General features: G+C 59.7%; 10 protein-coding genes. All 10 read right to left on the bottom strand.

Annotated elements, in window-relative coordinates; all coding sequences use genetic code 11:
* Window positions 1-59: 59 nt before the first annotated feature.
* On the bottom strand, window positions 60-1,625 hold the full coding sequence (locus KI235_RS27590; RefSeq protein ID WP_003206181.1) for a SpoVR family protein: 1,566 nt from the start codon (window positions 1,623-1,625) through the stop codon (window positions 60-62).
* The gene (locus KI235_RS27585) at window positions 1,622-2,893 is read right to left on the bottom strand and encodes a YeaH/YhbH family protein (protein ID WP_003206179.1); all 1,272 of its coding nucleotides are present in this window, start codon (window positions 2,891-2,893) and stop codon (window positions 1,622-1,624) included. The genes KI235_RS27590 and KI235_RS27585 overlap by 4 nt, the downstream gene beginning before the upstream one ends.
* A gap of 113 nt (window positions 2,894-3,006) precedes the next feature.
* A complete protein-coding gene (locus tag KI235_RS27580) occupies window positions 3,007-4,929 on the bottom strand; it encodes a PrkA family serine protein kinase (RefSeq protein WP_003206178.1) in 1,923 nt (640 codons plus the stop codon).
* 300 nt (window positions 4,930-5,229) lie between these two features.
* On the bottom strand, window positions 5,230-5,559 hold the full coding sequence (gene glpE / locus KI235_RS27575) for a thiosulfate sulfurtransferase GlpE (RefSeq protein ID WP_003206176.1): 330 nt from the start codon (window positions 5,557-5,559) through the stop codon (window positions 5,230-5,232).
* A 32-nt stretch (window positions 5,560-5,591) separates the two neighbouring features.
* Window positions 5,592-6,467, bottom strand: coding sequence for a symmetrical bis(5'-nucleosyl)-tetraphosphatase (locus KI235_RS27570; RefSeq protein WP_003206174.1), 876 nt, complete (start codon window positions 6,465-6,467; stop codon window positions 5,592-5,594).
* Entirely contained in the window at window positions 6,467-6,847 is a 381-nt protein-coding gene (gene apaG / locus KI235_RS27565; protein ID WP_003206172.1) for a Co2+/Mg2+ efflux protein ApaG, read from the bottom strand. Before apaG ends, KI235_RS27570 begins: the two co-directional genes overlap by 1 nt.
* A gap of 115 nt (window positions 6,848-6,962) precedes the next feature.
* Complete coding sequence (gene rsmA / locus KI235_RS27560; protein ID WP_013694356.1) at window positions 6,963-7,781, bottom strand: 16S rRNA (adenine(1518)-N(6)/adenine(1519)-N(6))-dimethyltransferase RsmA; 819 nt, start codon at window positions 7,779-7,781, stop codon at window positions 6,963-6,965.
* Complete coding sequence (gene pdxA / locus KI235_RS27555) at window positions 7,778-8,767, bottom strand: 4-hydroxythreonine-4-phosphate dehydrogenase PdxA (RefSeq protein WP_003206168.1); 990 nt, start codon at window positions 8,765-8,767, stop codon at window positions 7,778-7,780. Before pdxA ends, rsmA begins: the two co-directional genes overlap by 4 nt.
* Window positions 8,764-10,080, bottom strand: a complete 1,317-nt coding sequence (surA, locus tag KI235_RS27550) for a peptidylprolyl isomerase SurA (protein ID WP_013694355.1) — start codon at window positions 10,078-10,080, stop codon at window positions 8,764-8,766. Before surA ends, pdxA begins: the two co-directional genes overlap by 4 nt.
* Window positions 10,061-12,859, bottom strand: coding sequence for an LPS-assembly protein LptD (locus tag KI235_RS27545; RefSeq protein ID WP_013694354.1), 2,799 nt, complete (start codon window positions 12,857-12,859; stop codon window positions 10,061-10,063). Before KI235_RS27545 ends, surA begins: the two co-directional genes overlap by 20 nt.
* Window positions 12,860-12,925: the final 66 nt, after the last annotated feature.

The following is a 12,925-nucleotide window of genomic DNA, read 5'->3' as shown; positions in this document are numbered from 1 at the left end:
AACCTCCGTTGGTCCGACAGGATAACCTTTGCGTCGGACGTCCGGAGGCGAAAACGGGATCAAAGATGAATGACGGCCAGATCCAGGCGACCGTAGTCTCCTTCGGCTTGTTCGCCTCTGGGTGGCACGTGATGGGTTTTCATCACTTGGTCGCCTTGCAGGGTTTCCAAGTGGATGTCGAAACCCCAGAGGCGATGCAGATGCTTGAGCACTTCGTCGGTGGAGTCGCCCAGCGGTTTGCGGTTGTGCGCCTGGTGCCGCAGGGTCAGCGAGCGATCTCCGCGGCGGTCAATGCTGTAGATCTGCACATTGGGCTCGCGATTGCCCAGGTTGTACTGCGCCGCCAGGGTTTCGCGAATGATGCGGTAGCCGCCCTCATCGTGAATGGCAGGTACCAGCAGGTCATCTTTCTGATCGTCATCGAGGATGCTGAACAGTTTCAGGTCGCGAATCACCTTGGGCGAGAGGTACTGCAGGATGAAGCTTTCGTCCTTGAAGCTGCTCATGGCGAATTTAATGGTGGACAACCAGTCCGAGCCAGCGATGTCCGGGAACCAGCGACGATCTTCCTCGGTGGGGTTTTCGCACATGCGCCGAATGTCGCGGTACATGGCGAAGCCCAGTGCGTAAGGATTGATACCGCTGTAGTACGGGCTGTCGAAGCCGGGCTGGAACACCACGCTGGTGTGGGAAGTCAGGAACTCGATCATGAAGCCGTCGGTGACCAGTCCCTCGTCGTACAGGTCGTTCATCAGCGTGTAGTGCCAGAACGTGGCCCAGCCCTCGTTCATGACCTGGGTTTGGCGCTGTGGATAGAAGTACTGGGCGATCTTGCGCACGATGCGCACGATTTCCCGCTGCCACGGCTCAAGCAGCGGCGCATGTTTTTCAATGAAATAGAGAATGTTCTCCTGGGGTTCGGCAGGGAATCGGGCATTGTCTTTTTCGTTGTACTTGTCTGCACCTTTGGGAATGGTGCGCCACAGATCGTTGATCTGTTTTTGCAGGTGCTCTTCGCGATCCTTCTGGCGCCGGCGTTCTTCTTCGGCGGAAATCGGATATGGCCGCTTGTAGCGGTCCACGCCGTAGTTCATCAGGGCGTGGCAGGAGTCCAGCAGGTCCTCCACCGCGTCGATACCATGGCGTTCCTCGCATTGCATGATGTACTGCTTGGCGAACACCAGGTAATCGATGATCGAGCTGGCATCGGTCCAGGTGCGGAACAGGTAGTTGCCCTTGAAGAAGCTGTTGTGCCCATAGCAGGCATGCGCCACCACCAGGGCTTGCATGCAGATGGTGTTTTCTTCCATCAGGTAGGCGATGCACGGATCGGAGTTGATGACGATCTCATAGGCCAGCCCCATCTGGCCCCGGCTGTAGGATTTCTCGGTACTGAGGAAGTGCTTGCCGTAGGACCAGTGGTGATAGCCCAGCGGCATGCCGACCGACGCATAGGCGTCCATCATCTGCTCGGCGGTGATCACCTCGATCTGGTTCGGGTAGGTGTCGAGGGCATAACGGTCCGCGATACGGCTGATTTCGCGGTCGTAGGCCTTGATCAGCTCGAATGTCCATTCGGAGCCGGTGGAAATGGGCTGGCGCTTCTGCTCTTTTTTGGCGGTCATGTCACTAACCTGCGCTGGAAGAGTTCACGGAAGACCGGGTATATATCCCCGGCCGAGACCAATTGCTGTTGGGCAAATGTGTCGGAAAAAGCTTCGGCAATCCGTTCGTATTCGTACCACAAGGCCTGATGTTCGCGTGGAGTAATTTCCACGTAGGTGTAGTACTGGACGAACGGCATGATCTGGTTGATCAGGATGTCGCGGCAGATTGGTGAATCGTCGTTCCAGTTGTCACCGTCCGACGCCTGGGCTGCATAGATGTTCCATTCGTTGGCGGGGTAGCGCTCGGCCATGATCTCCTGCATCAGCTTCAGGGCGCTGGAAACGATGGTGCCGCCGGTTTCCCTGGAATAGAAAAATTCCTCTTCGTCCACTTCCCGGGCACTGGTGTGATGGCGGATGAACACTACATCGATCTTGTCGTAGTTCCGTTTCAGGAACAGGTACAACAGGATAAAGAAACGCTTGGCGATGTCCTTGGTGGCTTGGGTCATGGAACCGGAGACGTCCATCAGGCAGAACATCACCGCCTTGGAGCTGGGGTTTGGTTGTTTCACCAGCAGGTTGTACTTGAGGTCGAACGTGTCGAGGAACGGTACGCGATGGATGCGGGCGCTGAGTTTCTCGATTTCCGCTTCAAGGTCCTGAATGTCGCCAAAATTATCGGGTTCTTCGCGTTTCAGGCGGGCCAGTTCTTCCTTGGCCTCGCGCAGTTTGGCCCGGCTGCTGCCCGACAGTGCGATGCGCCGGGCGTGGGCTGAGCGAAGGGTGCGGATAATGTTGATGCGCGACGGATTGCCTTCATTGCTGATCCCGGCACGCACGGTCTTGAAAGTGTCGGTGCCGGTCAGGTTGCGCTTGACCAGGTTCGGCAGTTCCAGGTCCTCGAACATGAACTCCAGGAATTCCTCCTGGGTGATCTGGAACACGAACTCATCCATGCCTTCGCCGGAGTTGCCGGCCTTGCCGGGCCCCTTGCCGCCGCCTCCGCCCTGGGGACGGGGGATGTGCTCGCCGCTGGTGAATTCCTTGTTGCCGGGGTGCACGACGGTCTGTTTGCCACCGCGACCATGGTGAAGCACCGGCTCGTCGATGTCGCGACCGGGGATGCTGATCTGTTCGCCGTGTTCCATGTCGGTAATGGAGCGCCGGCTGACCGCCTCTTCGACGGCCTTCTTGATGTGGTCACGGTAACGCCGCAGAAACCGCTGACGGTTCACCGTGCTCTTGTTCTTGCCATTAAGGCGTCGGTCGATCACATAGCTCATAGGCCCCTCCGGGGGAGCTTCAAGTCGTAAGCCTCAAGCTGCAAGGGGCGTGGCGTCGAGCCATGGGCTCAACGCCGTTCCCTTACAGGCTGTAGCTAGAAGCTTGCCGCTGCTTACTGCGATTTCCGGACCCGCAGATACCACTCGGAGAGCAGTCGTACCTGTTTGTCGGTGTAGCCACGTTCGACCATGCGTGTGACGAAATCGTTGTGTTTTTGCTGGTCCTCCTTGCTGGCCTTGGCGTTGAAACTGATGACTGGCAGCAGGTCTTCGGTGTTGGAGAACATTTTCTTCTCGATGACCACCCGCAGCTTTTCATAGCTGAGCCAGGTTGGGTTCTTGCCGTTGTTGTTGGCCCGGGCGCGCAGTACGAAGTTGACGATCTCGTTGCGGAAGTCCTTCGGATTGCTGATGCCCGCCGGTTTCTCGATTTTTTCCAGTTCCTCGTTGAGGGCCACGCGATTGAGTATTTCGCCGGTTTCCGGGTCGCGGTATTCCTGGTCCTGGATCCAGAAGTCTGCGTACAGCACGTAGCGGTCGAAGATGTTCTGGCCGTACTCGCTGTAGGACTCCAGATACGCCGTCTGGATTTCCTTGCCAATGAACTCGATGTAGCGTGGGGCCAGGTATTCCTTGAGGAAACGCAGGTAACGCTCGCGGGTTTCGGCCTGGAATTGCTCTTGCTCGATCTGCTGTTCCAGCACATACAGCAGGTGAACCGGGTTGGCTGCGATCTCGTGAGGGTCGAAGTTGAAGACCTTGGACAGGATCTTGAACGCGAAACGTGTGGACAGTCCGTTCATCCCTTCATCGACCCCCGCGTTGTCGCGGTATTCCTGGATCGACTTGGCCTTCGGATCGGTGTCCTTGAGGTTTTCACCGTCGTACACGCGCATCTTCGAATAGATGTTGGAGTTTTCCGGTTCCTTGAGGCGCGACAGCACCGTGAACTGGGCAAGCATCTTCAGGGTGTCGGGTGCGCAATGAGCCTTGGACAGCGAGCTGTTGAACAGCAGCTTGTCGTAGATCTTCACCTCGTCGCTCACTCGCAGGCAGTACGGCACCTTGACGATGTAGATCCGGTCGATGAAGGCCTCGTTGTTCTTGTTGTTGCGGAAGGTATGCCATTCCGATTCGTTGGAGTGGGCCAGCAGGATGCCGGTGAACGGAATGGCCCCCAGGCCCTCGGTGCTGTTGTAGTTGCCTTCCTGGGTGGCGGTCAGCAGTGGGTGCAGCACCTTGATGGGCGCCTTGAACATTTCGACGAATTCCATCAGGCCCTGGTTGGCCCGGCACAGCGCGCCCGAATAGCTGTAGGCGTCGGCGTCGTTCTGTGGGAATTCTTCCAGTTTGCGGATATCGACCTTGCCCACCAGGGCGGAAATATCCTGGTTGTTTTCGTCACCCGGTTCGGTCTTGGCCACCGCGATCTGGTTGAGGATCGATGGGTAGAGCTTGACCACCTTGAACTGGCTGATGTCACCGCCGAACTCGGCCAGGCGCTTGGTTGCCCATGGCGACATGATGGTATTGAGATAGCGGCGTGGAATGCCGAAGTCTTCCTCGAGGATCGCGCCATCTTCAGTGGCGTTGAACAGACCCAGAGGCGATTCGAACACCGGCGAGCCCTTGATGGCGTAGAAGGGCACCTTTTCGATCAGTTGCTTGAGCTTCTCGGCCAGGGACGATTTACCACCACCCACGGGGCCGAGCAGATAAAGGATTTGTTTCTTCTCTTCCAGGCCTTGGGCGGCATGGCGGAAATAGGACACGATTTGTTCGATGCATTCTTCCATCCCGTGGAAGTCCGCAAAGGCCGGATAGCGGCGAATCACCTTGTTGGAAAAGATTCGCGAGAGCCTCGAATTGGTCGAGGTATCCAGCAGCTCCGGTTCTCCGATTGCCAGCAACAGACGCTCCGCAGCCGATGCATAGGCACTGCGGTCCTGCTTGCAGAGTTCGAGGTATTCCTGCAGCGAGTATTCCTCCTGCCGCGTGGACTCGAAACGTTGCTGGAAGTGGCTAAAAATGCTCATGACGTCACCTCGCTCGATACGTGGAGCCGGTGTCGGATCAATCAGTCGATGCTGGACAGCCGCTGGGAACCCAGTTGCCGTTTTACCCCCCAGAATGCTTTCAAGAATACAGGTTCTTGAAAGCTGACTCCCGATGACCCGCGCGCCGGTGTACCGGCTCTCCCCTGTTTTGGATGGCCTGAGGCTAAGGATAGTTCGGAATCGCGGAGGTAAAGGTGGAATACGTAATTAGTTATGGCAGACCGTTCGTCTGCCATCGCTCAAGCCCACGGTTCACGCGGGCTTGGACGGCATAAAAAATTATTCGTGATTGTCTTGCGCTGTTTCTGAAGGATAAGTCGCACGCCACAACTCGAAACCGCCGTCCAGGCTGTAGACGTCGCTGAAGCCCTGGCTGACCAGATAGGCGGCTGCGCTCTGGCTGGAGTTGCCGTGATAGCAGACCACGACCGTAGGTGCATCGAGGTCGGCGGCACGGATGAAGTCGGCGATGGAATGGTTATCCAGATGCCGGGAGCCACTGATATGCGAAGCCGCAAAAGTGGCTGGGTCGCGGACGTCGACGACGACCGCGCCTTGCTCGCGCAGGGCCTGGGCCTGTTCCGGGGGGATGCGTTTGAATTCGCTCATGAGGGGCTCCTGTAGCTGAAGCGCAACGCCGGTCAAACGGCAGTGCCGGCCGGCAATGGTGCAGTGGTCGGGTGATGGGTTTTGGCGTGGCCCTGTTCATCGCAATCGCAATGCAGTTGCTCGCCAGTGTCGACGTTCATCAGGGTCATGGCGCTGCCCCACACGCAACCGGTATCGAGGGCGAAGACGCCGGGCTCGTCGGATTGGCCGCCCAGTGCCGCCCAGTGTCCGAAAATAATCTTCAGGTTACGGGTCTTGCGCTCACTGTGCTTGAACCAGGGGGCATAGCCGGGCGGCGCCGTCTCGATGCCTTCCTTGCCCTTGAGATCGAGCTTGCCGTCGCGGGTGCAGAAGCGCATGCGCGTGAAATAATTGGTGATGACGCGCAGACGAGCGCTGCCAGTGAGGTCGTTGTCCCACTTGACCGGCTCGTTGCCGTACATGCCATCCAGGTAGGGGGCGAACAGATTGTCGTCGCGCAATGCCTGTTCGACTTCGCCAGCGCACTTGAGCGCCTTGCGCAGGGACCACTGGGGCGGAATGCCGGCATGAACCAGTGCGAGGTTGCGCGCCTCGTCGTAGTGCATGAGCTTCTGCTGGCGCAACCACTCCAGCAGTTCAACGCAATCGGGGGCGTCGAGAATTTCGCTCAAGGTGTCGGACTTTTTCAGGCGCTCGATGTTCTGCCAGGCAGCCAGCAGATGCAGGTCGTGGTTGCCGAGCACGCACACCAGCGACTGACGAATACTGTAGAGAAAGCGCAACGTCTCGAGGGACTGCGGGCCACGGTTGACCAGGTCGCCCACCAGCCACAGCGTGTCTTTTTGAGGATCGAAAGCAACGCGCTCCAGCAGGCACTTGAGCGGATCGAGGCAGCCTTGCAGGTCGCCGACCGCATACGTGGCCATCAGTGCAGGGCTCCGGGCACGGCCAGACGGAAGGGTTTGATGACGGCGTCGAAGCGTTTGCCGTCCTCGGCCAGCATCTGGTAGGTGCCCTGCATGGTGCCGACCTTGGTCGTCATCACCGTGCCGCTGCTGTAGCTGTGGCTTTTGCCAGCGTCGATCAACGGCTGCTGGCCGACCACACCTTCGCCACGCACTTCTTCGACATGGCCATCGCCGTCGGTGATGATCCAATGCCGTGACAGCAGCCTGGCCGGCAAGGAGCCGTTGTTGCGCACGGTAATGCTGTAGGCGAAGGCGAAGCGGTCATGCTCGGGTTGCGACTGTTCTGCCAGAAAACGGGTGGTGACGCTGACGTCGACCTGGTAACGAGGATCGGACATGCAAAAAGGCCTTAAAAGCGAAGCGGGACGCGGGCGCGACTCAAGAGTTCAGTCTAGGCCAAGTATCGGGTAGTAGACCAGACTGGCGTACTGCCCGATAGCGATCGTCACCGGTTCAGTTGGCGTCGACTTGCGGGGCGGCTTGTTCACTGAGTTTGTCGGCCAGGCGCACGAACGCTGCCAGGTCCAACTGCTCGGGGCGCAGGCTGCCATCGACGCCAGCGGCTTCGATTTCGGCGCTGCTGAGCAGCAGTTTCAAGGTGTTGCGCAAGGTTTTGCGGCGCTGGTTGAACGCTTCGCGCACCACCCGCTCCAGCATGCGATGATCCTTGGCCGGGTGCGGCAGGACGGCGTGGGGCACCAGGCGGACAATGGCCGAGTCGACTTTCGGCGGAGGGTTGAATGCACCCGGGCCTACGTTGAACAGGTGTTCGACCCGGCAATGGTACTGGACCATGATCGACAGGCGACCCCAGTCACCACCGCCAGGGCCGGCGGCGAGGCGCTCGACCACTTCTTTTTGCAGCATGAAGTGCATGTCGCGGATCAGGCCGGCGTTGCTCAACAGGTGGAAGATCAGCGGCGTGGAGATGTTGTACGGCAGGTTTCCCACCACCCGCAGGCTGTTCGGTGCGGCGTTCAGGCTATTGAAGTCGAACTTCAGCGCGTCGCCCTGGTGCAGGCTGAAATTGCTCCTGCCGGCGAACTGCTGGTTGAGGATCGGGACCAGGTCCTTGTCCAGTTCCACCACATCGAGTTGCGCGCCGCTATCGAGCAGACCCTCGGTCAGGGCGCCCTGTCCCGGGCCGATTTCCAGCAGGCGGTCGTCGGGCTTGGCCCGGATCGAGCGCAGGATGCGATCGATCACGCCGGCGTCATGCAGGAAGTTCTGGCCGAAACGCTTGCGCGCGCGGTGTTGGTATTGCTCGGTCATAAATGGGTCTCGGCCATCTGGTAGGCGGTTTCCAGCGCGACTTGCAGGCTGCCGGTATCGATCTTGCCGCTGCCGGCCAGGTCCAGGGCGGTGCCATGGTCCACGGAGGTGCGGATGATCGGCAGGCCCAATGTCACGTTGACCGCCGCGCCAAAGCCTTTGTACTTCAGTACGGGCAGGCCTTGGTCGTGGTACATCGCCAGCACCGCGTCGCAGTGCTCCAGATATTTTGGGGTAAACAGAGTGTCGGCAGGCAACGGGCCACGCAGGTCCATGCCCTCGCTGCGCAAGCGCTCCAAGGTGGGTTCGATGATGTCGATTTCTTCACGGCCCAGGTGTCCGCCTTCACCGGCATGGGGATTGAGCCCACAGACGAGGATGCGTGGCTGGGCGATGCCGAATTTTTCCTGCAGGTCGGCGTGCAGGATGCGCGTGACCCGCTCCAGGCGTTGCGCGGTGATAGCGTCGGCGATGTCCCGCAAGGGCAGGTGAGTGGTCACCAGGGCCACTCGCAAGCCGCGGGTGGCGAGCATCATCACCACTTGCGCGGTGTGGGTCAGTTCAGCCAGGAATTCGGTGTGCCCGGAAAAGGCAATCCCGGATTCGTTGATCACGCCTTTGTGCACGGGGGCGGTGATCATGCCGGCGAACGCCCCGTCCAGGCAGCCTTGGCCGGCGCGGGTCAGGGTCTCGAGGACGAACGCGGCGTTGGCCTTGTCCAACTGCCCTGTGACGACCGGAGCGCCCAGGGGCGTATCCCAGACATACAGGCTGTTGGCGGGCGCCGGGACGTCCGGCCAGGCCTGCGGCGTCACGGGCAACAGGTTGACGACCAGCCCCAGTTGCGCGGCCCGCTCAAGGAGCAGGTCGCGACTGGTGATGGCAATCAGGGGATGTGGCTGGGCTTGCGAGGCGAGCAGCAGGCACAGGTCGGGACCGATGCCGGCTGGTTCGCCGGGGGTCAGCGCGAAACGCTTGGGTTTCACTGCGCTGCCTGGTCTGCACCAGGAAGTTTGATTTCAACGTAGGCTTCGTCGCGAATCTGACGCAGCCAGGTTTGCAGCTCTTCGTCGTATTTGCGGTTGCGCAAGACAGTCATTGCTTGCTGTTCGCGAGCCTGGGTGGTGCTGTCAGTGGCGCGACGGCCAAGGACTTCCAGCACGTGCCAGCCATAAGGGCTCTTGAACGGTTTGGACAGTTGGCCTTGCGGCGTGTCGGCCATGACCTGGCGGAACTCGGGAACCAGTGCATTCGGGTCAACCCAGTTCAGGTCGCCACCGTTGAGAGCCGAGCCCGGGTCTTCCGAGAAGCTCTTCGCCAGTTCAGCGAAGTCTTCGCCCGCTTCGATGCGGTCGTAGAGTTTCTCCGCCAGGCGCTTGGTCTCGGCTTCGCTGCGAATCTCGCTTGGCTTGATCAGGATGTGGCGAACATGCACTTCGTCACGGACCTGGGTTCCACCACCGCGCTTCTCCAGCACTTTCAGGATGATGAAGCCGCCTGGCGTACGAGCTGGCTGGGTGATATCGCCCACGGCCATGGCGCTCAGTTCGCGGTCGAACGGAGGCGGCAGTTGAGCGGGCTTGCGCCAGCCCATGTCACCGCCTTCCAGGGCGTTGTCGCTGCCCGACTTGGCAATGGCCATCTGACCGAAATCAGCGCCTTGCTTGAGCTGCTGGTAGACATCCATCGCCTGGCGATAAGCGCTCTGGATCGCTTCGGAGTTGGCGCTTTCCGGGGTCGGAATCAGGATGTTCGCCAGGTGCAGTTCTTCGGAAAGCTGCATCTTGCCCAGGTCCGAGGCGAGGAAGTTCTTCACTTCCTGTTCCGACACCTGGATGCGTTCGGCCACACGGCGCTGGCGCACACGGCTGATGACCATTTCACGGCGGATCTGATCGCGGGCGTCCTCGTAGGAGAGGCCGTCGCGGGCCAGGGCGGCGCGGAATTGGTCGATACTCATGTTATTGCGCTGGGCAATGGTGCCGACGGCCTGGTTCAGTTCTTCATCGGTGATGCGAATGCCGGAACGTTCGCCGATCTGCAACTGCAGGTTTTCGACGATCAGGCGTTCGAGCACTTGCTGGTCCAGTACGCCTGGTGGCGGCTGGCCACCGCCGCGCTTGGCAATGGTTTGCTGCACTTCATGGACGCGCTGGTCCAACTGGCTCTGCATGACCACGTCGTTGTCGACGATGGCCACCACTTTATCGATGGACTGTACCGCGGCGTTGGCCGCGGTACCCAGGAACAGCGCGCCCAGCATCAGCGGGCGCAGACAATCAGAAAGCTTGGTCTTCACGTTCACGATAACCTTGGATGCCTTTGTCGAGGAAGCTCTCTACCTTGGCGCCGGTGAGGCCGCCGAGTCCCTTCAGAACAATTTGGAGGAAGACGCCGTGGTCGCCTTTTTCGTTTTCCGGGGCGGCCTGACTGAACTCTTCATAGTCGACCCAGTAACGGTTGATCAGGCGCAGTTTCCAGCAGCAGTTGTCATATTCGAAACCACCGAAGGCTTCCAGGGTGCGGTTGCGGTTGTAGTCATACTGCCAGCGGCTGATTACGTTCCACTGCGGCACGATCGGCCAGATGACCGAGAAGTCGTGCTGCTTGATCTTGTAGTAATCCTTCACGTAGCCAGGTGTGCCTGGCGTGCCGTAGTCGCCACCGCCCACTTGCCATTGGCCAGTGGTTTCATCGTAGCGGACCAGGTCGTTGCGATAGCGATAGCCAGCGTTGATGACCTTGTTCGGGTTGTCTTCGGGCTGGTAGTGAAACATCGCGCTGCCCGAACGGGGGCTATGGGTATCCGGATCCCAGTTGTAGTTGGCGGTGGTGCGCCAATCGCGGTTCCAGCGGTACTCGTATTCCAGTGCGTACGGGGAAACGTTCGACTTGGCGTCTTCACGTGTCTTGAAGTCGATGCTTGGCAGCTGGACTTCGCGATCCTTGAAGTACAGGGCCTGGCCGACGCTGATGCGCTGGCGCTCGAAACCGTTTTCTTCGATCCAGCGGCTGGTTACGCCCAGGGACAGCTTGTTCTCGTCGCCGACGCGGTCAGAGCCGGTAAAGCGGTTGTCCCGAAACAGCGAGGAGTAGCTGAAGGTCGATTCGCTGGTATCGAAAACCGGGATATCGCTCTGATCCTTTTCCGGTACGTAGAGGTAGAACAGGCGTGGTTCCAGGGTCTGGCGATAGTTGGTGCCGAACCATTGGGTATTCCGATCAAAATACAAGCCGCTGTCGATGCTGGCGATCGGAATGCCGCGACTCTGGTTGCTGCTATAAGTGCCCTGCAGGCGATCGGCCTCGGCGCTCTGTGCCGCAATTTGCGATTTGCCTCTGCCATCCAGATCCAGGTCATATTGGGTGTACTGGTATTTCAAGGATGGCTTGATGTAGCCGTAGCTCGCCTCCATCGGCAAGCTCATGACCGGAGCCAAATTCAGGCGATTGCCGTTCGCTCGCGCAAGGCCGCGGATGTTGTTGTCCAGCCACGGCGATGTAACGCCTTCGTCGTTGCTGTACAGGCCATTTCTCAAGTTGCGATCAAATCGGACCAGTTCTGTTTGGTAAGCGAAATCCAGGCCATATGGATGCTGTGGCAACGCACCGTTGAAAGTGATCTGCGGCAAACGATCATAGGGCGTGACCTTGGAAATCGTCGCCATTTGGTAAGCCTGGGCATTCAAGCGGGCAACGTAGTTGTCCCCCCGATAGCTGATGGCCCCTTGCTGGTTCACATAATCCCTGGATTCGACACCGATCTGGTCGGTCTGCAAATCCTGGAAGTAGTAAGGATCGCTGATCTTGGTGTAGTCGACTTCCGTCAGCACGCGCGAGTCGAGACCGCCTTTGTGCTGCCAGTTGTACATGTAGCGGGTCTTGCTGTAATCGGACTGCTTGGCGCGTTCGTCTTCTTCGTCGTTGAGGTACGCCGCGCCGAACTGACCTTCGCTGGACTTGGTCAGGTAGCGGAACTCGCCTTCCATCAGCATGCCACGCTTGCTCATGTAGCGCGGGTACAACGTGGCATCGTAGTTTGGCGCCAGGTTGAAGTAGTACGGGGTGACCAGCAGGAAACCGGTGTCGCTGCCGCTGCCGATGGTCGGCGGCAGGAAGCCGGACTGGCGACGGTCGTCGATCGGGAAATAAATATAAGGCGTGTACAGGACTGGAATGTCCTTGACCCGCAGCGTCACGTTGGTCGCGGTACCGAAGCCGGTGGCCGGGTTCAGGGTGATGTTGTTGCCCTTGAGCGTCCAGGCGTTGCTGTTCGGTTCGCACGTGGTGTACGTACCGTCCTTGAGACGGATGATCGCGTTCTCGGCGCGCTTGGCGTACAGCGCGTTACCGCGGATGCGCGACTTGTGCATCACGTATTCGGCGTTGTCGACCTTGGCTTCGCCGGTGTCCAGCTGTACATCGGCGTGGTCGCCGACGATCAGTGCTCCGTTGTCGCGAACCCGCACGTTGCCGCTCAGCTCGCCACGATTTTCGGCCTGGTACAGGCTGGCCTCGTCGGCCTCGACCTGCATGCTGCCCTGGCGCATGACCACGTCACCGGCCAGGGTCGCCACCTGTTCTTCCTGCTGATAGCGTGAAGCCTTGGCGCCGAGGAAGGTGGGGGCGTCGCTCTTGGCCGTCTTGTCGTTCATGCCAGGACGGGTCGGCTCGATATAGGCACCCGAGCAGTAAGGCCCGGTTTCAGCCAATTGCGCAGGGGTGAGGTTCTCTCGTGGAACCCAATCCAGGTGACTGTAGTCTGCACTGCGCGACTTCAGGCCACGGCCCTTGGCTTCGGTAACGAGCATCGGCTTTTCGCCGGCTTCCTCGCCCGAGCTGCTGTCGGCCGGAGCCGCGCCGCTGTCGGAAACCGCACTGCCGTCATGCACGGGACGCGGCGGCAACGCGGCGGCCGGTGTCTTGGGCGCACAGTCCCAGGCACCCGAAGCGGAGACGGAGCAGTCATACTGCTGCGCCGCGACGACGAATGAAGAGGCCAGGGGTTGCAGGGCCAGCAGACTGCCGGTAACCAGCAACGGAAATTTTTTACGAAACGCGGGGGATTTCAATGCCATCTTATTAGTCCGGGCTTCCTGCGTGCCATCTGCCCGCGGTGTGGGCCGCACGCCTCTCGATGGTCT

The organism is Pseudomonas sp. St386, assembly GCF_018325865.1.
Taxonomy (GTDB): domain Bacteria; phylum Pseudomonadota; class Gammaproteobacteria; order Pseudomonadales; family Pseudomonadaceae; genus Aquipseudomonas; species Aquipseudomonas brassicacearum.
This window is presented reverse-complemented; position numbering and strand designations above follow the sequence as displayed.